Source organism: Actinomadura rupiterrae (assembly GCF_024172125.1).
In the GTDB taxonomy this organism is placed as follows: Bacteria; Actinomycetota; Actinomycetes; order Streptosporangiales; family Streptosporangiaceae; genus Spirillospora; species Spirillospora rupiterrae.
Map to the genome: position 1 here is coordinate 50,392 of NZ_JAMZEA010000014.1, position 21,897 is coordinate 72,288.

Sequence of the window (21,897 nt, forward strand, 5' to 3'; positions counted from 1 at the left end):
GGATGGGATGACCGCTGCCGCCCAAGGCGCCTCCTGCCGGCTCCGGAACCGCTTCTCGGTCCGACCTAGATCACCATAATGTGGCGCCCGTCCGCCGTCACCGCCCCCACGGAGGTGCGCATGCGCTGCGACGGCCTGTTCCTCTCCGGCCTGGCCCACCACCTTCCGGCGCCCGTGGACGCGGCGGGCGCCGTCGCCGAGGGCCGCTACGACCCGTCCGACCACGCCGCCGACCAGTACGCCTCGGTCACCGTCGCCACCGGCGAGGCACCGCCCGAGATGGCCGCCGCCGCCGCGCGGCTCGCCCTGCGGCGGGCGGGCACGCCGCCGGGGGACGTCGCGCTCCTGCTGCACGCCTCAGCCTGGTTTCAGGGCGTGGACTACTGGCCGGCCGCGGCCTTCGTCCACCGCGAGGTGCTCGGCGAGGCGGGCCGGTACGCGCCCGCGATGGACGTCCAGCAGATGTGCGCGGGCGCGCTCGGCGCACTGGAGCTGGCCGCGTCCTACCTGGCCGCCGAACCGGCCCGCCGCGCCGCGCTCGTGACGACCGCCGACCGGTTCGGCGGGCCCGGCTTCGACCGGTGGCGCGCCGACCTGTCCGGCCTGGTCTACGGGGACGGCGGCGCCGCGGCGGTGCTCGGCCGGGAGGGGTTCGCCCGGCTGCTGTCGGTCGGCACGGTCGTGGACACCGAGCTCGAAGGAATGTACCGGGGCGACGAGCCGTTCGCGACCGCGCCGGGCCGTCCGGTCGACGTCCGGGCCCGGCGCGCCGCGTTCGCCGCGGGCGCGGGCCAGCAGCTGGGCGGCATCGGCGACCGGACGACCTCGGGCCTGACCGAGGCGATCGACCGGACGCTCAAGGACGCCGGGCTGGCGCTGGACGACATCCACCGGTTCGTCTTCCCGAACGTGGGCCTGCGCGTGCTGCGCACCCGGTACTGCGAGCCGCTCGGCATCGACCTCGCGCGCACCACCTGGGACTGGGGGCGCCGCACCGGGCACGTCGGCGCGGCCGACCAGCTGACCGGCCTCGCGCACCTGGCCGAATCCGGCCGGGCCGGTTCCGGGGACCGTGTGCTACTCGTCGGCATCGGCGCCGGTTTCGCCTGGACCTGCGCCGCCGTCGAGATCACCGCCCGGCCGGACGGGCGCGGCTGACGCATCCGCGACGGATCCGCGACGGAACCCGGGTTTCGGGTCGGACGGAGAGGGCTTTTGGAACCCGTCCTTGGCGGACTGTTCCCTTCTCCGGAAGATCATGTTTTCATGCAGTCTGACCAACTCGCGCCGGTCACCCCGGGAGTCGTGGTTGTCGATGAGGGTGCTCTACATCACCGGTTGGTGCCGTAGCGGAAGCACGGTACTGGGCAACGTCCTCGCCGAGGTCCCCGGCGTCGTTCACGTGGGTGAGCTGCGCTTCCTCTGGCGCAACGGCGTCCTCGGAACGGGCAGCAACGCGCGCTGCGGGTGCGGCGACGACCTCCGCGAGTGCCCGGTCTGGGGCCGGGTGCTGGAGGCGGTCCGGCCGGACGGCCGGACCCTGGAGCAGCACGCGGCCGAGGTCGTGGCATGGCAGGACGCCAACCGCACCCGGCACACCTGGCGGACGCTGCGGACCCCGCCCCGCAACGGCTGGCCCGGCACGCTCGCCGCCACCTACCGCGCGATCGCCGACGTCTGCGGCGCGCACACCGTCGTCGACAGCTCCAAGTACGCCTCGGACGCCGCGCTGCTGTCGGCGATGCCGGGGATCGACGCGTCCTACGTCCACCTGGTCCGCGACCCGCGCGCGGTCGCCTGGTCGTGGATGCAGCCCAAGGCCTACACCGGGCGGCGCTCGGCGCTGAACAGCACGCTGAACTGGGCCGGGTTCAACCTCGCGGCCGAGGCGGTCGGCCGCGCGCACCGCGCGGACGCGCTGCACCTGCGCTACGAGGACCTGGTCCGCAGCCCGCGCGCGGCGGTCGGGAGCATCCTGGAGCTGATCGGGCACGCCGGGCCCAACCCGGTCGCCGCGGACGGGACGGTCGAGCTCGGCGGCAACCACACCGTCACCGGCAACCCGAACCGGTTCGGACGCGGCCGGACGCCGATCGACGAGGACCGCCGGTGGCACACCGCGCTGCCCCGCCCGCACCGGGCCGCGACCACGCTCCTGGCGCTTCCCCTGCTGCGCCGGTACGGCTACGAGACGAGGGTGTGACGTGGACCTGGGACTGAACGGCAAGGTGGCGCTGGTGTCGGGCGGCTCGGCGGGCATCGGCCTCGCGATCGCCCGCGACCTGCTGCGCGAGGGCGCCGCGGTGTCCATCGCCGGGCGCGACCCCGGACGGCTCGCCAAGGCGCGCGACGGCCTCGCCGAGGAGTTCGGCGTCGAGGTCGGAACGCGGGCCCTCGACCTGCGCGACACCGACGCCGCCCGCGCCTGGGCGGACGACACCGCAGCCGAGCACGGCGCGTTGCACCTCGTGGTCAGCAACGCGGGCGGGCCGCCCGCCGGGCCTACCGGCGCGTTCGACCCCGACGGCTACCGCGCGGCCTTCGACCTGGGGATGATCGCCCACGTCGGGCTCGTCCAGGCCGCGCTGCCGCACCTGCGAGCGGCGGGGTGGGGGCGGGTCCTGATCGTCGCGAGCGAGACGATCCGCGACCTCATCCCCAAGTATGCGCTGTCGGGCATCGCGCGGGCCGGGCTCGCCGCCTACGCCAAGACCCTCGTGCACGAGCTGGGACCGGGCGACATCACCGTCAACGTCCTGGCCCCCGGCTACACCGCGACCGACGCGCTGCTGAGCGGCATCAGCGGGGACGCCGCGGCCGAGACCGCCCGCATCGCCGCCGAGGCGGGCATCCCGCTCGGGCGGGTGGCCCGTCCCGAGGAGGTCGCGGCGGCCGGAACGTTCCTGCTCAGTGCCCGCGCGAGCTTCGTCACCGGAACCGTCCAGGTCGTCGACGGCGGCCGCTCCCTGGGGATGTGAACCATTGTCCGAAGTGCGCATGATGCTGGACGATCCCGAGCTGACCCGCCGCAGCCCGGGCGAGGAGTTCGCGCTCGCCTACGCCCGGCAGGGGCCGAAGGCGGCGGTGCAGCTGCGCGCCGCCATCAGCGACCTGTTCCCGCCGGCCAAGCGGCGGCCGCGGCTGACCGTCCGGCACCTGCTCCGCAAGGCGGTCGTGGACGCCGACGAGATCACCGTGTTCACCGAGCGCGCCGAGAACGTCGCGCCGGACGAGGCCGCGCCCGAGTGGGAGTTCCAGGTGGGGTCCGCGACCGTCCGGACGCAGACCGTCCGCGCCGCCGTGCCGGTGCCCGCCGAGGTCCTCGCCGACCCGGCCGCGCTGGCCGCGTTCGTCGACTACCGGCTGCTCGTCCGGCTCGGGACGGCCGAGAACGACGCGCTGCTGAACGGCTCGGGCGACATCCGCGGGCTGCTGCGCACGCCGGGCGTCCGCCGCCGCGAGCCGCGCGCCACCGACCGGACGGCCGCCGCGACGCTGCTGGCCACCGCCGCCCTGTGCGAGTGGTACGGCGGGTCGGCCGACGGGATCGTCATGCATCCGGACGACTGGTGGCCGCTGGTGGAGGACGGCGCGTTCCTGGAACGGCTCGCCACGCAGGGCGTCAAGGTCAGCCGCACCCGCATGGTCCCGCCCGGCTCCGCGCTGGTCGGCGACTTCACCGCCGCCGCGACGCTGCTGGACCGGCGCTCGTCCACGATCCGGCTGTCCGGGGACGAGCTGGTCGCCGAGATCCGGGAGGGTCTCGCCGTCCACCTGCCGGGCCACTTCGTGCTCACCGCACTGCCGGGCCGGCGCTGATGGAGCCCGAGGTAGCGGCGGATCCCGGGGTGGCGGCGGCGGTGGATCCCGAGGTTTCGGCCGCCGATCTGGCGGCGACGGCGCATCGCGTCCGCGAGCACATCGTCGGCATGTGCGCGGGGCCCGAGGGCGGGCACCTCGGCGGGTCGATGTCGCTGGTGGAGATCCTCAGCCTGCTGTACTTCGAGGTGCTGCGGAACGACCCGGAGCGGCCGGACGCGCCCGAACGCGACGTGCTCATCCTCAGCAAGGGGCACGGCGCGATCTGCCTGTACGCGGTGCTGGCCGAGCGCGGGTTCTTCCCCGTCGGGGAGCTGGCCGAGTACGCGCGTCCGGGCAGCCGGCTGATGGGCCACCCGATCCGGGACGTCCCCGGGGTGGAGATGCCGACGGGCTCGCTCGGTCACGGGCTCGCGCTCGCGACCGGCTTCGCCCTGGCCGATCCGTCTCGGCGCTGCTTCGCGGTGATGGGCGACGGCGAGTTGCAGGAAGGGTCGGTGTGGGAGGCGGCGATGACCGCCGCGTCCCTCGGCCTGGGCAACCTGACCGCGGTCATCGACCGGAACCGGCTCCAGCTTACCGGGCCGACCGAGGACACCGTCGCGCTGGAACCGCTGGCGGACCGCTGGCGGAGCTTCGGCTGGACGGTCCGCGAGGCGGACGGGCACGACTTCGGCGCCCTGCGCGCGGCGCTCGCGCCCGCGGAGTCGGACCGTCCGGTCGTGGTGATCGCGCACACGGTCAAGGGGCGCGGGCTGCCGTCGCTTGAGGGCCGTCCCCGGTCGCATTACGCGACGCTGGGCGGACGCCAGGCCGAACGCGCCCTGGCCGTCCTGCGCGCCCGGCACCGGAGGGCGGTGTCGTGACTCCCGAACCCCGCACGAGCACGCCCAGCCTGGGAACGGAGCGGCCGCCTCAGCGGGAGGAGGCGAAGCCGCGGTCGGCGCGCGAGGCGTTCCGCGACGTCCTGCCCGAGCTGATGCTCGCCGACGACCGGCTGTACTGCCTCGACAGCGACACCGGGCTGTTCGACCCCGAGGCGTTCGCCGCCGTCCCCGGCCGCTACCTCAACCTCGGCATCGCCGAGCAGGCGCTGATGGGGACGGCCGCGGGCCTGGCCGCGAGCGGCAAGGTCCCGTTCGTCACGACCATGGCCACCTTCGCGACCACGCGCGCGCTGGAGGCCGTCAAGATCGACATCGTCTACAACGCGCTGCCGGTGCGGATCGTTGCCACGCACGGCGGCCTGGCCGCGGGCCATCTCGGCCCGACCCACCACGCGCTGGAAGACCTGGCGATCACGCGGACGCTGCCCGGCCTCACCGTGGTCGTCCCGGCGGACGCGGCGCAGGCCGAGGCCGCGGTCCGGCAGGCCGCGGACCTGCCCGGCCCGCTGTACGTCCGGCTCGGGCGCAAGGCCACCCCGGACGTCGGCGGCGGCGCGTTCGAGATCGGCCGGGCGCAGCGGCTGCGCAGCGGCGGCGACGTCGCGATCATCGCGTGCGGGCCGCATCCGGTGCTGGCGGCGCTCGGCGCGGCCGACCGGCTGGCGGCGCGGGGCGTGCGGGCGACCGTGCTCAACCTGCACACGCTGCGCCCGCTCGACACGGCCGCCGTCGTCGAGGCGGTCGCGGGGACCGCGGGGGCGGTCACGGTGGAGGAGCACTGGCGGTCCGGGGGGCTCGGCGGCGCGGTCGCCGAGACGCTCGCCGAGCACGCGCCCGCCCGGGTCGCGCGCGTCGGGATGCCCGACGCGTTCGCCGGACGGGCCGGGGGGCAGCACGACCTGATCGAGCGGTACGGCATCACCGCGGCGGCCGTCGCCGCGGCGGCGACCGGCCTGATCGGCCGATTCCCTGGAGGTGGCACGGATGACCCGGACCTGTCCCGAGTGTGAGGGCCCCGTCGAGCTGGCCGAGCCGGTGCGGCTGAGCGAGATCGCCCAGTGCGCCGACTGCTCCAGCGAGCTGGAGGTGGTCGGCCTGGAACCGGTCGCGCTCGCGCTCGCCCCCGAGATCGAGGAGGACTGGGGCGAGTGAGGCCGCTGGCCGTGCCGGCCTCCCGGGTGCGGCACGAGGAGAAGCTGCTCTTCGCCGCCCTGGAACGCCGCGGGGTGCCGTACGTCCACCTCGACACCCGCCGGTTCGGCGCCGAGCTGGGCCGCATGCCGGACGGCCCGTCCCGGGACGGGCCGTCCCGGGACGGGCCGCCCTACGCGGCGGCGCTGAACCGGGAGATCTCGCAGAGCCGCGGGCTGTACGCGTCGCTGCTGCTGGAGTCGTGGGACGTCCCAACGGTCAACCGGTCCGAGGTGATCGGGGTGTGCGGCGACAAGCTGCGCACGTCGCTGGCGTTGGAACGTGCCGGGCTGCCGGTGCCGCGGACGGCGGTCGCGCTCACGCCCGAGGAGGGCGTCGAGGCGGCCGAGCGGCTCGGCTTCCCGGTGGTGGTCAAGCCGCTCTCCGGGTCCTGGGGGCGGATGGTGGCGGTGGCCCGCGACCGGGACGCCGCCGAGGCCCTGATGGAGCACCGCGCCGCGCTGCCCTCGCCGCAGCAGCACATCGTCTACCTGCAAGAACTCGTCGACAAGCCGGGACGCGACATCCGCGTCATCGTCGCCGGGGAGGACGTGGTCGGCGCGTCCTACCGGTACGCGGACGGCTGGCGCACCAACGCCGCACGCGGCGCCCGCTCCGAACCGTGCCCGCTCGATCCCGAGCTGGCCGAGCTCGCGCTCGCGGCGGCGCAGGCGGTCGGCGGCGGCGTGCTGGGCGTGGACCTGGTCGAAGGGCCGGACGGGCCGCTGGTGCTGGAGGTCAACCACGCCGTGGAGTTCCAGAGCCTCCAGGCCGCGCACGGCGACTCGCTGGACGTCGCGGACGCGATCGTCTCCCACGTCCTCAGCCTGATCCATGACGACGGCGCGCCGGCACGGCGGGAGGTGCGGTGATCCGGGTCGCCGTCATGGGCGCGGCCGGGTACCTGGGCGGCGAGCTGCTGCGGCTGCTGACCGGGCATCCGGGCGTGGAGGTCGTGCAGGCCGTCTCGACGCGCTTCCCGGGACGCCGCGTCGACTCCGTCCATCCGAACCTGCGCGCGCAGACCGAGCTGGTGTTCAGTCCCCCGGACGAGCCGGCCGCGTGCGATGTGCTGTTCACCGCGACGCCGCACCGCACGACCATGACCCTAATCCCGGGGCTGCGGGAGCGGGCCGGAACCGTCATCGACCTGTCGGGCGACTTCCGGCTGCCCGACCCGGCGGTGTACGAGCGCTACTACGGCGTCGCGCACGCCGCGCCGGAGCTGCTCGGCGCGTTCGTTCCCGGCATTCCCGAACTGTACCGGGACGAGCTTCGAACGGCGGATCTGATCAGCGTTCCGGGGTGCATGGCCACCGCGGCGATCCTGGCGCTGCGTCCGCTCGCCGGGCTGGTCGAGCCGGACGTGCAGATCGACGGCCGTACCGGGTCCAGCGGCTCGGGCGCCCTCGCCGGGGACGGCAACCTGCACGCCGAACGCAGCGGCGCGATGCGCGTTTTCGCTCCGGTGGGGCACCGGCACGAGGCGGAGGTGTCCAGGTTGACCGGGCTCAACGCCCGGATGAGCGCGACCGGTGTCGAGGCGGTGCGCGGTGTGCAGGTCGTCTGCCATGCGACCCATGCGACCGGGAAGGCGGACGAGCGGACCGTCCGGCGCGCCTACCGCGACCTTTATGCGGACGAGCCGTTCGTCCGGATCGTCGCGCATCGGCGCGGCACGCACCGGCTGCCCGATCCGAAGCTGCTGTCCGGGTCGAACTACTGCGACGTCGGGTTCGCCGTGGACGGCGACCGGATCACCGCGATCGCCGCGCTGGACAACCTGGTCAAGGGCGGGGCGGGCGCGGCGGTGCAGTGCCTCAATCTCCGGACCGGCCAGCCCGAGACCCTGGGCCTGGGGTTCCCCGGCCTGCACCCGATCTGATGGGCGTCGGCCGATGGGCGTGATGGTGGTCAAGTGCGGCGGCGCCGTCCCGGCCAGGCCGGTGTGCGCCGATCTCGCGGGGCGTGCCGGTGAGGTCGTGCTTGTGCACGGCGGCGCACCGGAGATCGAGCGGCTGTCCGCAGAGTTGGGCGTGCCCGCGCGGACGCTCCTGTCCCCCAGCGGCGTGACCAGCCGGCACACCGATCCGGCGATGCTCGACGTCGTCACGCTCGCCCTCACCGGACGGGCCAAACCGCGGCTGCTGCGCGAGCTGGCCGGCAGCGGCGTCCCGGCCGTGGGGCTGACCGGGCTGGACGGCGGGCTGCTGCAGGCCAGGCGCAAGGCGGCGCAGCGGGCCGTGCTGGACGACGGGCGGACGGTCGTCGTCCGCGACGACCACAGCGGACGCATCACCGGGGTGCGTCCCGAGGTGCTGCGCGTCCTGCTCGGCGCCGGGTTCGTGCCGGTGGTGTCGCCGCCCGCGACCGGCGAGGACGGCGCGCCGGTGAACGTGGACGCCGACCGGGCCGCGGCGGCGGTCGCGGCCGCGCTCGGCGCGGAGCGGCTCGTCCTGCTGACCTCGGCGCCGGGCGTGCTGCGCGACGCGTCCGATCCGGGCAGCCTGCTCGGCCGCTGCGCGCTGCCGCGCGAGGGGCCGGTGCCGCACGCGGCGAGCGGCGGCATGCACCGCAAGCTGGTCGCCGCCCGGGAGGCGCTGCTCGGCGGCGTCCCGCGGGTGGCGGTCTGCGACGGGCGGCTCCCCCGTCCGGTCACGGCCGCCCTCGGCGGCGCCGGCACCACCCTGGAGATCGCATGAGCCGGGACCGGATGGGCGCGGGACCAGACGGGCACCGGATCCGATGAGCGCGGAGGGCACATGAGCACCCCGGTCGACCTGCTGCACGAGATGCTGGCCATCCCCTCGCCGTCCGGCCGGGAGGACGAGCTGGCGCGGTTCCTGGAGAAGGCCATGGACGGCCTCGGCTTCGCCGCGCGCCGCGACGAGGCCGGAAACGTGATCGGCGACATCGGCGCGGGGAACGGCCCGCTGGTCATGCTGCTCAGCCACCTGGACACCGTGGACCGGCCGCTGCCCGCGCGCCGCGACGGCGACCGGCTGGTGGGGCGGGGCGCGGTGGACGCCAAGGGCCCGCTCGCCGCGATGATCAGCGCGGCGGCGGCGCGGCCGTCCTTCCCCGGGACGGTCCGGGTGGTCGGCGCGGTCGAGGAGGAGCGGCTGTCGCGCGGCGGCGAGCACCTGGCCCGTACCCTCCCGGCGCCGGACGCGCTGCTGGTCGGCGAGCCGAGCGGCTGGTCGCGGGTGGTGCTCGGCTACAAGGGCAAGATCGACATCGGCTACCGGGTGACCCGGCCCGCGACGCACTCCACCAACCCCGCCGCCAAGGCGACCGAAGTGGCGCTGGCGTTCTGGCACGACCTGCTGGAGGCGCTCGGCCCGGAACGCGACCACGGCGCGTTCGGGCTGCCTGCCGCCACGTTGCGCGGCATGCACGGGGACGCGGTCGAGGCGCGGCTGGACATCGACTGCCGCATCCCCGTCGGTTACGACGTCGCGGCGTTCGCCGAGCGGTTGCGCGGACGCGCGCATGGGGGCGACGTCACGATCGTCCGGGATGTTCCGGCGGTGCGCAGCCCGCGTTCCGATCCCATGGTGCGGGCGGTCTCGGCCGCGATCCGGCGGCACGGCGGCGAGCCGCGGCCGACGCTCAAGACCGGGACGTCCGACATGAACACCGTCGCGCCGCACTGGACGATGCCCATGGCCGCCTACGGGCCGGGGGACGGGTCGCTCGACCACGGCGACGACGAGCACATCACCATCGCCGAGTTCCTGAAGGGCGTGGACGTCCTCACCGCGACGCTCGACGAGCTGGCCGCGACGCTCTGACCGTCAGCGGATCGGCTGCCGGTCAGCGCGTCGGCTGCCGGTCAGCGCGTCGGCTGCTGGTCGCCGCGGACGATCCAGGCGGCGATCTGCGCGCGGTTCCCGAAGCCGGTCTTGGTCAGGATGTTCTGGACGTGCGTGTCGACCGTCCGGGTGGAGATCGTCAGTTTCTCCGCGATGGCCCGGCTGGTGAGGCCCTCGGCGACGAACCCGGCGATCTGCCGCTCGCGGTCGGTCAGCGCGGTCGCGGGCTCCGGATCGCCGGAACCGGCGTATGCGTCGGCGGTCCCGGCGGCGGTCGGCTCAGGCTCGGTGAGCGCGAAGTGCAGGGCGTCGTCGCGGGACATGGCCCGTCCGGTGGCGAACGCCTGCTCGAAGCGGGCGTCGCCGAGGGCCTCCCGGCAGCGGCCGATGTGCACCTGGTGCGGCAGGCCCGCCGCGAAGTCGGCCGTGGTGCCGATCCGGTCCCAGAACGCGTCGGAGATCCCGAACAGGGTCGCGGCGCGGACGTGCTCGCCCTGCCGGTCGGCGACCCAGGCCAGGGCGTCCAGCCGGTAGGCGAGGCCGTGCTCGTCGCCGGTCTGGAGATCCAGGCGGAGAGCGGCGGTGGCGGCCTCCCGGGCCGTCCCGGCGTCGCCGAACTCGACCTCGACGATGGCCCGCCCGAACAGCGACATCGCCTGGTAGAACAGGTCCCCGGCGGCGGTGCAGACCTCGTTCATCCGCACCAGCGACCTGCGCGCGGCCACCGGGTCGCCGTCCATGTACGCGACCGCGACGCCGTGCACGAACAGCGGATGCAGCTCGTCACGCAGGTAGCCGTGTTCGCGGAAGATCGCGCAGGCCGTGTCGGCCAGCGCCACGGTCCCGGGCTGTGCCGTCAGGAGTGCCGCGAACGCGCGGACGTGCGCGATGCTCCCGGTCACGGGCGATCCGTCCGGCACGAGGCTCTCCGCCTGGACCAGCAGGTTCTCCACCTTCTCCAGGTCGCCCTGCCAGAGGACGTAGAGGGCGCAGCGGCACAGCGCGAGCGCCCGGTCCGGGTCGCCCGGCGGCGCGGCGGCGAGGGCCCGTTCGAGCCAGGTCCGCGCCTCCCCGGGCAGCCCGCGCAGCAGCCAGAACTCCGGCAGGCGGGCCGCCATGCGCAGCGCGGCCCCGGCCTCGTCCGGCCGGGAGAGCGACCGCGCGAGCGCCGCCCGCAGGTCCGGGAGCTCCTCGCGGAGCCGGCCGACCAGCTCCAGCTGCCGGTCGCTCACCCAGTCCCGCTCGGCCTCCTCGGTCAGCTCGTCGTACCACTGCCGGTGCAGCCCGGCGACGCGGTCCTCCTCGCCGTCCCGGCACAGCCGCTCGCGCCCGTACTCGCGGACGGTCTGCAGCATCCGGTACCGCACCCCGCCCGCCTGCTCGCGGCGGACGAGCACCGACTTGTCCAGCAGGCTGTCGATCAGCGCGAGGACGTCCCCGGCGTCGATGCCGTCCGCTCCGGCGGGTTCCGGGTCGGCGCACACGCGCTCGGCGGCGTCCAGGCCGAACGAGCCGGCGAACACCGACAGCCGCGCCCAGGCCCGCCGCTCCTGCGGCGTGCACAGCTCGAAGCTCCAGTCCAGGGTGGCGCGGAGCGTCCGCTGGCGCGGCGGCACCGTGCGCGGCCCGGAGGTCAGCAGCCGGAACCGGTCCGCCAGGCGGTCGGTGATCTGCTCCGGCGACAGCGAGCGGACGCGGGCCGCCGCCATCTCGATCGCGAGCGGCAGGCCGTCGAGCCGCAGGCACAGCTCGGTCAGGACGCGCTGGTCGTCCGCGGGTCCGGGGCCGGCGCCGGGACCGCGGCCGGGGCCGTCCGGTGGCGCGGACGCGTCGACCGAGCCGGGCCACACGGCCGCCGCTCGCTCGCGGAACAGCCGGACGGCGTCCTCGATCGGCAGCGGCTCGACCGGCACCACCCACTCCCCCGGAACCTGGAGCGTCTGCCGGCTGGTCGCGAGCAGCACCGCGCGGCGGGTGCCGGTCAGCAGCGCGGCCGCCAGCTCGGCACAGGCGTCGATCAGGTGCTCGCAGTTGTCCAGCACGACCAGCGTCGCGCGGTCGCGCAGGTGGTCGGCGATGGCGCGGGAGACCGGCGCGTCCCCCAGGTGCCGCAGCCCGAGCCGATCGGCGACCAGGTGCGGCACCAGCGCCGCGTCGCGCAGCTCGGCCAGCTCGACGAACGCCACGCCGCCCGGGAACGTCCGTGCCTCCCGCTCGGCGACCCGCGCGGCCAGGCGGGTCTTGCCGACACCGCCCGGCCCGGTCAGCGTGACCAGCCGGGACGTGCTGAGCAGCCGCCGCACCTCGGCGGTCTCCCGCTCGCGGCCGACGAAGCTGGTCACCGCCACCGGCGGCGGCGTGATCATGACCGCGGGCCGCGCGCGGGCGCCCCGGACGCCCTCCCGGCCCGTCCTGTCGTCCCCATCAGCACCACCCGCTCGGTCGTGACGCGGGTTCACGGTAGTGGACGGCGCGACCGACCGCCAGGCGACCGCGACCGGCGAAGGGCGGGCGGGCCAGAAGCATGCCCCGGACCGGCGGTCCGCGCCATCGGCAGATCTACGTAGTCACCGCTGCGTGTCCGGTTCGTCAGTTCTACGGTTGCGCCCCTGGTCAGGGCGCGTCTACCGTGCTCGGACCACGGGACCGTCATGACCTGCGTCACACCGGTCCCGGGCGAGCGGACCCGGGTGGGCGGGCCCGCCGCCGACGGGTCCTGCCGCCTTGGCGGCGGGAGGGATGGCGATGCAAATGGAGAGATGCGCGCCGCGAGCCAGAGGGCCCGCAGCGGACGAACCGGCGCGGAGCGCCAGAGGTCTGCCGGACGCCGATCTGGTCGCGGCCGCGCGGGCGGGCGACGCGGGCGCCTCAGCCGAGCTGTTCGCGCGGCACCACCGGGCCGTCCTGGCGTACGCGTACGGGCTCGTCCACGACGAGCACACCGCCCAGGACCTGACCAGCGAGGCGTTCGCGCGGACGCTGGCCGCCCTGCGCTCGGGCGGCGGCCCGGTCACGGGCCTGCGGCCCTACCTGTACGCGGTGGTCCGCAACGCGGCCGTGGACTGGGCACGCAAGGCCCGGCGGACGGTGGTCACCGACAAGGTCGGCACCTGGGCCGACGAGTCGCCGGGCGCCGACGCCGCGTCCGCCGGCGGGATCGCCGACGCGGCCGAGCGGGTGACGGTGGTGCGCGCGTTCCGGTCGCTGCCGCACCGGTGGCAGGTCGTCCTGTGGCACACGGTGATCGAGGACGAGGGCGTCCGCGAGGTGGCGGGAACGCTGGGCCTGAAGCCGGGCGCGGTGACGCAGCTGTCCTTCCGCGCCCGCGAGGGGCTGCGCCGCGCCTACCGAGCGGCGAGCGCGCCGGACGACCCCTCCGCACCTTCGGCCTGAACCGCCCGGCCATTCCATTTCCGCAAAATAAATCTTCACTCTTTTGACTCGCCATTGACCACACGAAATGGCTAATTGACATTCGTCGCCGCCGCTTTTTATCCTCTCCAGGTTTGTGAATTTCGTTCAGGTCCGGCCGAGGGGAGGAAGCGCGTGGCAGCCGAATGGACGGTGCCCGGGTACCGGCGGATGCGGAACCTCGGGACCGGCGGCACCGGGCGGGTGGAGCTCGCGGTGGAGACGTCCTCCGGGAAGCCGGTCGCGATCAAGTACCTCGACGGGCGGCTGCTGGCCGACGCCGGGTTCCGGGCGCGGTTCCGGCGCGAGGCGGCGCTGCTCGCCGACCTCCGGCACGCGCACATCACGCGGCTGCACCGCTATGTCGAGTCGTCCGAGGGCGCCGCGATCGTCATGGATTTCGTGGACGGCCTGTCCCTCGCCGACCTGCTCCGGCGCGAGGGGCCGCTGCCCGTCCTCGCGGCGCTGGCCACCCTGAAGGGCTCGCTGCTCGCGCTGGCCGAGGCGCACGAGCGCGACATCGTCCACCGCGACTACAAGCCCGCGAACGTCCTGGTCACCAAGGACGGGACGAGCAAGCTCGTGGACTTCGGCATCGCCGTCCGCAGCGCGGCCGAGGAGCTTCCGGCGGGCACCCCCGCCTACATGGCCCCCGAGCAGTGGCAGGGCACGCCCGCCGTCCCGGCCACCGACGTCTACGCGGCGACCGCCGTCTTCTTCGAATGCCTCACCGGCCGCCGCCCTTACGCGGACGACGAGTTCGCCGCACTGCGGGACCTGCACATCTCCGGAGCCGTCCCGGCGGCCGAGGTCCCGCCGGAGGTGCGCGAGCTGGTGGACCGCGGCATGGCCAAGGCCCCTGCCGACCGTCCGGCCACCGCGTGGGAGTTCCTCCGCGAGCTGGAGGAGTGCGCCGTCCGCCGCTACGGCCTCGGCTGGGAGCAGCGCGGCATCGCACTGCTGTCCGGACTCGCCTTCATCAGCATCGTCGGAGCCATCGCCCCCGGCGCCAGCACCGCGCCAGGCACCGCAACCACCCGAACGAGACCCCGCGCCCTCAAGCGCCTAGCCACCCCCAAATCCCTGGCAGCCGTCACCGCCATCGGCCTAGCCATCGGCGCCGCCACCGCCCTACACCCCACCACCTCACAACCCTCAGCATCCCCCCAAGCCCCCACAACCCCACCCGCCCCCACCACCCCACGCACCGCCCCCAATCCCCCCGCCAACATGCCCGCGTCCCCCCAGCGCCCCGCAAGCGCAACGGCGCCCCGCACCGGCACAAATCCCCCAACCGCCAAAGCCCCCGCCCCGGCCGCCAACCCCATCAACGCAAGTCACGCACCTAGCGGGCCCCCCGTGACCGTCCAACCTCCCGCGCAAGCCCAACAGCCCAGCGCCACAAAGGTCCCTACTCATGGCGGACACCCACCAACCGCGCCCGCCGGGCCCCCCGTAACCGCGCAGCCACCCGCACCCGCCGGGCAACCCGTGAACGTTCAGGCGCCCGCACGCGCACAGCAGCCCAGAGACACGCGGCTTCCTACCCGTGACGGACGTCCCACGACGGCGACGGCCCCCGCACCCACCGGGCAGCCCGCGAGCGCACAGCCTCCCGCGACCGGCGGGCAACCCGTGAACGTTCAGGCGCACGCGCGCGCACGGCAGCCCAGCGATACGCGGCTTCCTGCTCGTAACGGACGTCCCACGACCGCGACGGCCCCCGCACCCACCGGGCAGCCCACGAGCGCACAGCCTCCCGCGACTGGCAGGCAATCCGTGAACGTTCAGGCGCACGCGCGCGTCCAGCAGCCCAGCGGCACGCGCGTTCCTGCCCATGACGGACGTCCCACGAGCGCGACGCCTTCGGCGCCCAACGGGCAGCCCCGGAGCGCACAGGCCCCTGCACCCAGCGGGCAGCCCCTGAGCGCGTGGCCTTCCGCGCCCGGCGGGCGGCCCGTGAACGTTCAGGCGTCCGCACGCGCACAGCAGCCCAGCGACACGCGCGTTCCTGCCCATGACGGACGTCCCACGAGCGCGACGGCACCCGCACCCAGCGGACAGCCCGCGAGCGCGCAACCTCCCGCGCCCGGCGGGCAGACCGTGAATGCCCAGGCACCCGCACACTCGCAGCAGCCCAGCGATACGCGGCTTCCTACCCGTGACGGACGTCCGGCGGGCGCGACGGCTCCCGCGGCCGATGGGAAGCCCGGGAGCGCACAGGCTTCCGCGCCCGATGGGCGATCCATGGGCGCGCAGCCTTCCGTGGTCAGTGGCCGGCGGCCTGCGGGCGGTCGGAAGTCCGTGAACGTTCAGGCGACCGAACGCGTCCAGAAAGCCAGCGATGCGAGGGTTCCTGCTCGTGGGGGACGTCCGACGGCTCCCGCGGCCGATGGGCGGGCTTCTGGGCGGGTGGAGCGGCGTGAGGTCGGGACGGTCTCGGGGCGTTCGCAGCGGGCTGGTGCGTCGCCGTCGGGTTCGGAGGCGGCGCAGTCGAATGGTGGTGGCGAGGCTCGGCATGCGCGGGCGTCGGCGTCCGGGCGGGGTTCGTCCGGTTCCGCGGGTGAGCGGGACGAGCGGCCCCGGGTGACCGTTCGGGGACATGCGGGTTAGTCGGCTAGGGGGAGGGTGAGGACGAAGTGGGCGCCGCCCTTGTGGTCGGCGGCGTAGAGGTCGCCGCCGTAGCGGCGGGCGATCTGGCGGGCTATGGGGAGGCCGAGGCCGCTGCCGCCTGGGTCGCGGCGGCGGGCGTCGTCCAGGCGGACGAAGCGCTCGAAGACCCGCTCGGCCTCGGCGGGGTCGATGCCGGGGCCGTCGTCGACGACCTCCAGGAAGGCGTGCGGCGGCCGGACGGTGACGCTGACGTGGACGTTGCGGGCATGCCGGGCGGCGTTGGCCAGCAGGTTCCCCAGGACGCGGGCCAGCCGGATCCGGGAGGCGAGCACGACCGCGCCGGGCGCGAGGTCGGTGGTCACGGCGAGGCCGGCGGGGACGCGGGCGACCTCCTCAGCGACCAGCCGGGACAGGTCGACCGAGTTGACCGTCGCCTCGGCGCCCGCGTCCAGCCGGGTCAGCTCCAGCAGGTCGTCGACGATCTCGCCGAGCCGCAGCGCGTCGGCGAGCAGCGCGCGCAGCACCGGCGCGGGGTCCTCGGCGGCGGCGTCCTCCAGCCGGGTGACCAGGCCGGTGATCGGGCCGCGCAGGTCGTGCGAGGCGTCGGCGACGAAGCGGCGCTCGCGCTCCACGACGCGCTGCACCTGGTCGGCCCACGCGTTCGCGGCGCGGCCGAGCGCCTCGATCTCGTCGCCGGTCGCCGGGACGCGCAGCCTGGCGGTCAGGTCCACCTCGTCCGCGGCGGCGAGGGCGTTGCGCATCGCGGCGACCGGACGGAGAGCGCGCCCGCAGATCCGGACCGTCGCGTAGGCCACCAGCGCGACCACGGCCAGCGCGCCGAGCAGGCCCAGCGCCGTCCCGAGGGCCGGGTTCGGGCTTAGGAGGCCGAGCGTCAGCGCGGCGGCGATCGCGAGGACCGCCGTCACCGGGACGGTCAGCGCGAGCAGCCGCCGGCGCGTGGCGCCGAGGGGCGGTCGGGCCGGATCCCGCGATCCACGCACAAGTCCCCCCATACCAGGCAGGATTCCCCGCCGGAGGCCCGGCGCCCTGCGTGCTGACCGTCCCCAGCCCGAATCTTGACCCGCTCAGGAATCGGCGGAGTCCGCTGTTCGGCGGCGGTGGGTGCCCGGTGTGTCCTGGGAGCCGCGGCTGAGCCGGGCGAGCAGGCGGGCCAGGGTCCGCAGATAGGTGTCGCGGGCCGCGCCGGAGTCCTCCAGCATCGCGAGCGCCTCGTCGATCTCCTCGGCGGTCAGGCCCGTCCACCTCGTGCCGTACCGGTCCCACAGCGCGGAGCGGTCCATCCGTCCCTCCTTCTCCCGCGCGCCCGAAATGCACGGGCGCGCCTGCGTCGTCACCATCGAGGAGGGGAAGGGCGGCGTGCGGCGGCGGACTCGGCCACCCCCGGACGCGAGACCGCGCGCCGCAGCCGTCACCAAGTACAGCGAGTGGCGGCGGTTGCGATATCCGTGAGATCTGACATCACCGATTCCCATACTCTGCGGGTATGGAGGCACGGCATCTCCGGTACGCGCTGGCCCTCGCCGAGCACGCGCACTTCGGCCGGGCGGCGGCGGCCCTGGGCATCGCGCAGCCGCCGCTGTCCCGGCAGATCGCCGACCTGGAGCGGGAGCTCGGCACGCCGCTGTTCCGGCGCACCGGCCACGGGGTCTTCCCAACGGCGGCCGGCGAGGCGCTGCTGGCGCGGGCCCGGGCCGTCGTGGCGGAGCTGGAGGCGATCGGCGGCGACGTCGGGCGGGCGGCGCGCGGCGAGTCGGGCGAGCTGCGGCTGGCGTTCGTCGGCTCGGCGCTGGCCGACCTGCTCCCGACCGTCCTCACCCGGTTCGGGACCGAGCGCCCGCGGGTCCGGCTGCGGCTCCAGGAGCGCTCGTCCGCCGGTTGCGCGGTCGCGCTGGCGGACGGCGCGGTCGACGCGATCGTCACCCGGGGCGCGCCGCGCGGTCCCGGCGCGGAGCGGACGCGGTCGGTCGTCGTCGGCCACGACCGCTTGGTGGCGCTCGTCCCGCGCGGCCATCCGCTCGCCGGGGCCGGGCCGCTGCGGCGCGACCGGCTGCGCGGGCAGACGCTCATCACCGCCCCGCCGGACGAGGAGCCCGCGACGGCCGACACGATGCCCGCCTTCAAGGCCGGGCGGATCGTCCACGCGCACGACGTGCACACCATCGCCGGGCTGGTCGCGTGCGGGGTCGGCCTCGGGCTCGGGCCGTCCTGCGTGCGGCGGGTGATCCGCTCGGACGTCCTGGTCCGGGAGCTGGACCCGCCGGCCGAGCTGCCGCCGCTCGTGCTCTCCCACCGCGACGACGACCCGCCGTCCCCGGTTCTGGAGGCGTTCCTGTCGGTCCTCTGGCAGCTACGCGTGCCGCCCCGGTAGGGCCGCCTCGCCTTCTCCAGGCCGGTCAGTGCCGCGCCTGCTTCAGGCCGGTCGGTGCTGCGCCTTCTCCGGGCCGGTCAGTGCTGCGCCTGCTTGAGGATGTCGAGGTGCTTCTGCATCTCGGGGATCGCCTGCTGGGCCATGCCCTTCACCACCGGGTCGGAGCCGTGGTTCACCTCGTACTGGGTCATCCCGATCGCCTGCTGATGATCCGTGATCAGGTCGGCGACCAGTTCGTTGTCGAAGGCCGGCCCGGTGAGCCCGGCGAGCTCCTGGCGCTTGGCCGCCTGCTCGGCCGTGGGCCCCGGCGGGAGCTTGACGTCGAGGCGGTGCGCGGTGGTGACGAGCGACTGCTCCATCTGGGTGTGGGCGTCCACCAGCATCGCGCCCTCGGACTGCACCTGCGGGCTGGTGCTCTTGCTGCGCGCCAGCTCGCCCAGCTCGCCCTCGGCGAGGTTGCCCTGGTGGGCCTGGCCGAGCCAGGTCCGGTCCTGCGCGGTGAGCTGACCGGTGGGCAGCGGCCGCACCGGCGAGGACGACGGCTGGGCGGCCGGCGCGCTCGCGCCGTAGCCGCAGGCCGCGCCCGCCATCACGATCACGGCCGCCGCGGCGGCCGCGGGCCATCGGGTGATCGACATGATCGGTTCACCTCACTCCCTCTCCTGATACCTGTCCCGCACCCGGGCGTTAAACGCGGCGGAAGCCGGGAAGGCACCCGGGATCACCCATGCGAAGGCACAGATCTGGAAAACCACGTTCAGGCCCCCGCGACCAGGAGGATCGTCACGATGTGGTCCAGCCGCTCGGCCGCATCTACAGTTGACGCCGTGAGGAAATCGACCGCCCGTTTGGGTGAGGTCATTCGAAAGCTGGAGAACATCCAGGCGTTCACCGACGAGGCGTTCTCCCGCATGAACGTGGAGGAGTTCCTCGACACCCTGCTGGAGCGCGTCCAGGAGACCCTGGAGGTCGACACCGCGGCCGTCCTGCTGCTGGACCGCCCGGGCGGGCACCTGGTGGCGACGGCCGCGAGGGGACTGGAGGAGGAGGTCGTCCAGGCCGCGCGGGTGCCGGTCGGGCAGGGCTTCGCGGGCCGGATCGCCGCCGAGCGGCGCCCGGTCGTCATCGAGGACGTCCCCACGGCCCACGTGTTCAACACCCTGCTCATCGAGCGGGGCCTGCGCGCGATGCTCGGCGTCCCGCTGATCTCGGCCGGCCGGCTGCTGGGCGTCCTGCATGTCGGGACGACCACGCCGCGCCGGTTCACCGAGGAGGACACCGAACTCCTCCAGGTCGCGGCCGGACGGGCGGCGACGGCCGTCCAGGCGCTTCTCGGGCAGTCCGAACGCGCCGCCGCCCTGGAGCTGCAGCGCAGCCTCGTCCCGGCGGCGCCGCCCGCGCTGCCCGGGCTGGAGCTGGCGGCCCGCTACCGTCCGGGCGCGGCGGACGTCGGCGGCGACTGGTACGACGTGTTCCCGCTGCCCTCCGGGGACGTCGGCATCGTCATGGGCGACGTCGCCGGGCACGGGCTCGGGGCCGCCGTCGTGATGGGCCGGATGCGCAGCGCCCTGCGCGCTTACGCGCTGGAGACCACCGACCCGGCCGTGGTGCTGAACAAGCTCGACCGCAAGATGCAGCATTTCGAGCCGACCGCGACGGCGACCGTCCTGTACGCGGTCTGGGATCCCGCCCGGGAGCGGATGCGGTTGTCCTCCGCCGGCCACTACCCCCCGATCCTGGCTTTGCCGGACGGCCCGTCGAGTCCTGTCGAGATGCCGAGCGACGTCCTCATCGGCCTGGACGACACGGTCCCTCGGCGCAGCGTCACGCTCGAACTGCCGCCGGGCGCCGTCCTGGCCTTCTACACCGACGGCCTGATCGAACGCCGCAACGCCTCGATCAGCGACGGCGTCGCGCGGCTGTGCGCGGCGATGCGCGCCGGCCCGCCGGAGCTGGTCAGCGCGTCCGTGATGGGCGCGATGATCGGCCGCCACCAGGCCGAGGACGACGTCGCCCTCCTGGTCATGCGCCGCGCCGCCGAAGGCATCGCCTGACATTCGGCGGTCCCGGGTCGTCGTATCGGCGAGAAGCCGAGATTCCAAAGGGAAGGCATAGCGATGACCACGACGGACGAGACCGAGCTCCGGCAGCACATCGACAAGGTGGTCGAGGGGATCGGCGCCAAGGACATCAAGGCCCTGGAGCGGCTGTACGCCCCGGGCGTCGTGTCCTTCGATGTCGAACCGCCGCTGCAGCACGTGGGGCGGGCGGCCAAGATGGAGAACTGGTCGCGAGCGTTCGCGTTCTTCGACGAGATCTCCTACGAGGTGCGCGACCTGGCGCTCACCGCGGGGGCGGACGTCGCGTTCGGGCACGCCTTCGGCCGGCTCAGCGGCACCCTCCGGCACGGCACGCCGACGGACGGCATGTGGGTGCGGGTCACCTTCTGCTTCCAGAAGATCGACGGCGCCTGGCTGATCGTCCACGACCAGGCGTCCGTCCCCTTCGACATCGCCACCGGCAGGGGCGTGTCCGACCTGGAGCCGTGACCGGCCGCAAGCCCCTTCGGCATGCCGGGCCGCCCGGGCTCAGGCGGGTTCGAGGCGCAGCGTGGTGCCCCGTGGACCGGGCTGCGTCATCGGCTCGGCCCACGGCGTGCTGCCGTACTTCTTGAGGTAGGCCGCGTCGATCTCGTCGTTGACGAACGGCTCGGTGGTGTTGACGAACGTGACGTCCCGGACCAGCCCCGCGACCTCGATCCTCCCGCGGTGGCTGGTCTCGGCCGTCCGGTACCAGTGTCCCTCGGGCCCGTTGGCCGAGCGGACGTACAGGTCGTCGCCGTTGCGGACGACCCAGATCGTGGTCGGGCGGCGCGCGGCGCCGTCGCGGCCCTCGGGAGCGATCCGGATCTCGGCCGCCTCGCCGATGCGGGTCAGGTCTTCAGCGCTCCATGTCTTCATCCCGGGGTGATTCCCCGCGGGCGGTAGGTTGCGGTCATGGCAAAGGCACGGCGCGGTCCGTATTCGAAGGGCATCGCCCGCCGTGCGGAGATCCTCCGGGTCGCGCTGGAGGCCTACCAGGCGTCCGGACGGCAGGGGCCGTCCCTGAAGTGCATCGCCGACCACGCCGGGCTCACCGAGGCGGGCGTGCTGCACTACTTCGGCAGCAAGGACGAGCTGCTCGTCGAGGTCCTGGTGGCGCGGGACCGCGAGTACGCCGAGAAGTACGACCTCACCACCGCCGAAGGCACCTGGGCGCTGCTCGCGCACACCGCGCAGACGCCCGGCCTGGTCAAGCTGTTCGTGGACATGACGGCCGCGGCGGCCGACCCCGCGCATCCGGCGCACGCGTTCATGCAGCGCCGGACCAGCGCGATCCTCGATCTGATCGCCCGCCGGTACGGGCCGGGCAAGGAGTGGGAGGCGCGCGTCCTGCTCGCCGCCGCCGAGGGGCTGCAGATCCGGTGGCTGCGCGACCCGTCCACCGACGTCATCGGCGATCTCCAGCGGCTGACCGTCGCGCTCGGCCTGGAGACCGGCTCCCCCGAACCGCTGTGAACGCCCGTCCGGACGGTGACGGGCATTGCCATCCAGACGGTGGCGGCCGTGGCCGCGCGGGCGGTGACGGCCGTGGCCGCGCGGACGGTGACGGGCGTCTCGGCGGCGGCATAAACCTAGCGGCGCAAGGTTTTTGACTTTAGGGTGGGCGGGCCGCGAACCAGGACGCGCGTTGGATCATCCCAGGAACGGGGACCCCATCCGCCCCACGGATG

General features: G+C 74.7%; 22 protein-coding genes. 17 read left to right on the forward strand and 5 right to left on the reverse strand.

Features of this window, described 5'->3' with window-relative positions:
• Window positions 1-120 precede the first annotated feature (120 nt).
• From FHU30_RS38380 to FHU30_RS38430, 11 genes are all read left to right on the forward strand, one after another.
• Window positions 121-1,158: a ketoacyl-ACP synthase III family protein gene (locus FHU30_RS38380; RefSeq protein WP_253882493.1), complete on the forward strand. Its 1,038-nt coding sequence runs from the start codon at window positions 121-123 to the stop codon at window positions 1,156-1,158.
• Between the two features lie 157 nt (window positions 1,159-1,315).
• Window positions 1,316-2,203: a sulfotransferase gene (locus FHU30_RS38385; RefSeq protein WP_253882822.1), complete on the forward strand. Its 888-nt coding sequence runs from the start codon at window positions 1,316-1,318 to the stop codon at window positions 2,201-2,203.
• A 1-nt stretch (window position 2,204) separates the two neighbouring features.
• Complete coding sequence (locus tag FHU30_RS38390; protein WP_253882494.1) at window positions 2,205-2,978, forward strand: SDR family NAD(P)-dependent oxidoreductase; 774 nt, start codon at window positions 2,205-2,207, stop codon at window positions 2,976-2,978.
• Between the two features lie 13 nt (window positions 2,979-2,991).
• Window positions 2,992-3,819, forward strand: a complete 828-nt coding sequence (locus FHU30_RS38395; protein ID WP_253882823.1) for a family 3 encapsulin nanocompartment shell protein — start codon at window positions 2,992-2,994, stop codon at window positions 3,817-3,819.
• 41 nt (window positions 3,820-3,860) lie between these two features.
• A complete protein-coding gene (locus FHU30_RS38400) occupies window positions 3,861-4,685 on the forward strand; it encodes a transketolase (RefSeq protein ID WP_253882495.1) in 825 nt (274 codons plus the stop codon).
• Window positions 4,682-5,716 carry a transketolase family protein gene (locus FHU30_RS38405; protein WP_253882496.1) on the forward strand — a complete coding sequence of 345 codons (1,035 nt, stop codon included), beginning with the start codon at window positions 4,682-4,684 and terminating at the stop codon, window positions 5,714-5,716. Before FHU30_RS38400 ends, FHU30_RS38405 begins: the two co-directional genes overlap by 4 nt.
• Window positions 5,691-5,858 (forward strand): lysine biosynthesis protein LysW, encoded by a 168-nt coding sequence (lysW, locus tag FHU30_RS38410; RefSeq protein WP_253882497.1) that lies wholly within the window; start codon window positions 5,691-5,693, stop codon window positions 5,856-5,858. Before FHU30_RS38405 ends, lysW begins: the two co-directional genes overlap by 26 nt.
• A complete protein-coding gene (lysX, locus tag FHU30_RS38415) occupies window positions 5,855-6,769 on the forward strand; it encodes a lysine biosynthesis protein LysX (protein ID WP_253882498.1) in 915 nt (304 codons plus the stop codon). Before lysW ends, lysX begins: the two co-directional genes overlap by 4 nt.
• Entirely contained in the window at window positions 6,766-7,782 is a 1,017-nt protein-coding gene (argC, locus tag FHU30_RS38420; RefSeq protein WP_253882499.1) for an N-acetyl-gamma-glutamyl-phosphate reductase, read from the forward strand. Before lysX ends, argC begins: the two co-directional genes overlap by 4 nt.
• 13 nt (window positions 7,783-7,795) lie before the next feature.
• Window positions 7,796-8,599 carry a [LysW]-aminoadipate kinase gene (locus FHU30_RS38425; RefSeq protein ID WP_253882500.1) on the forward strand — a complete coding sequence of 268 codons (804 nt, stop codon included), beginning with the start codon at window positions 7,796-7,798 and terminating at the stop codon, window positions 8,597-8,599.
• A gap of 60 nt (window positions 8,600-8,659) precedes the next feature.
• A complete protein-coding gene (locus FHU30_RS38430; protein WP_253882501.1) occupies window positions 8,660-9,691 on the forward strand; it encodes a M20/M25/M40 family metallo-hydrolase in 1,032 nt (343 codons plus the stop codon).
• 41 nt (window positions 9,692-9,732) lie between these two features.
• On the opposite strand, the gene FHU30_RS38435 is transcribed toward FHU30_RS38430, so the two are convergent.
• The gene (locus FHU30_RS38435) at window positions 9,733-12,060 is read right to left on the reverse strand and encodes a LuxR C-terminal-related transcriptional regulator (protein WP_253882502.1); all 2,328 of its coding nucleotides are present in this window, start codon (window positions 12,058-12,060) and stop codon (window positions 9,733-9,735) included.
• Window positions 12,061-12,457: 397 nt separating this feature from the next.
• Here FHU30_RS38435 and FHU30_RS38440 point away from each other — a divergent pair, with 397 nt between their 5' ends.
• Complete coding sequence (locus FHU30_RS38440) at window positions 12,458-13,105, forward strand: RNA polymerase sigma factor (RefSeq protein WP_253882503.1); 648 nt, start codon at window positions 12,458-12,460, stop codon at window positions 13,103-13,105.
• A 153-nt stretch (window positions 13,106-13,258) separates the two neighbouring features.
• Window positions 13,259-15,736, forward strand: coding sequence for a protein kinase domain-containing protein (locus FHU30_RS38445; RefSeq protein WP_253882504.1), 2,478 nt, complete (start codon window positions 13,259-13,261; stop codon window positions 15,734-15,736).
• Here the strand turns inward: FHU30_RS38445 and FHU30_RS38450 are convergent.
• The gene (locus FHU30_RS38450) at window positions 15,733-16,737 is read right to left on the reverse strand and encodes a sensor histidine kinase (protein WP_253882505.1); all 1,005 of its coding nucleotides are present in this window, start codon (window positions 16,735-16,737) and stop codon (window positions 15,733-15,735) included. The genes FHU30_RS38445 and FHU30_RS38450 overlap by 4 nt on opposite strands.
• A gap of 84 nt (window positions 16,738-16,821) precedes the next feature.
• Window positions 16,822-17,037 carry a hypothetical protein gene (locus tag FHU30_RS38455; protein ID WP_253882506.1) on the reverse strand — a complete coding sequence of 72 codons (216 nt, stop codon included), beginning with the start codon at window positions 17,035-17,037 and terminating at the stop codon, window positions 16,822-16,824.
• Between the two features lie 203 nt (window positions 17,038-17,240).
• Here FHU30_RS38455 and FHU30_RS38460 point away from each other — a divergent pair, with 203 nt between their 5' ends.
• Entirely contained in the window at window positions 17,241-18,125 is an 885-nt protein-coding gene (locus FHU30_RS38460) for a LysR family transcriptional regulator (RefSeq protein WP_253882507.1), read from the forward strand.
• Window positions 18,126-18,202: 77 nt separating this feature from the next.
• Here FHU30_RS38460 and FHU30_RS38465 read toward each other — a convergent pair whose 3' ends face one another.
• Window positions 18,203-18,763 (reverse strand): DUF4142 domain-containing protein, encoded by a 561-nt coding sequence (locus FHU30_RS38465; RefSeq protein WP_253882508.1) that lies wholly within the window; start codon window positions 18,761-18,763, stop codon window positions 18,203-18,205.
• Between the two features lie 189 nt (window positions 18,764-18,952).
• Between FHU30_RS38465 and FHU30_RS38470 the strand changes: the two genes are divergently transcribed.
• Window positions 18,953-20,179, forward strand: coding sequence for a PP2C family protein-serine/threonine phosphatase (locus FHU30_RS38470; RefSeq protein WP_253882509.1), 1,227 nt, complete (start codon window positions 18,953-18,955; stop codon window positions 20,177-20,179).
• 63 nt (window positions 20,180-20,242) lie between these two features.
• Window positions 20,243-20,674, forward strand: coding sequence for a YybH family protein (locus tag FHU30_RS38475; RefSeq protein ID WP_253882510.1), 432 nt, complete (start codon window positions 20,243-20,245; stop codon window positions 20,672-20,674).
• A gap of 39 nt (window positions 20,675-20,713) precedes the next feature.
• Here the strand turns inward: FHU30_RS38475 and FHU30_RS38480 are convergent, their stop codons facing one another.
• On the reverse strand, window positions 20,714-21,085 hold the full coding sequence (locus FHU30_RS38480; RefSeq protein WP_253882511.1) for a DUF2255 family protein: 372 nt from the start codon (window positions 21,083-21,085) through the stop codon (window positions 20,714-20,716).
• Window positions 21,086-21,121: 36 nt separating this feature from the next.
• Between FHU30_RS38480 and FHU30_RS38485 the strand changes: the two genes are divergently transcribed.
• The gene (locus tag FHU30_RS38485; protein WP_253882512.1) at window positions 21,122-21,682 is read left to right on the forward strand and encodes a TetR/AcrR family transcriptional regulator; all 561 of its coding nucleotides are present in this window, start codon (window positions 21,122-21,124) and stop codon (window positions 21,680-21,682) included.
• Window positions 21,683-21,897: the final 215 nt, after the last annotated feature.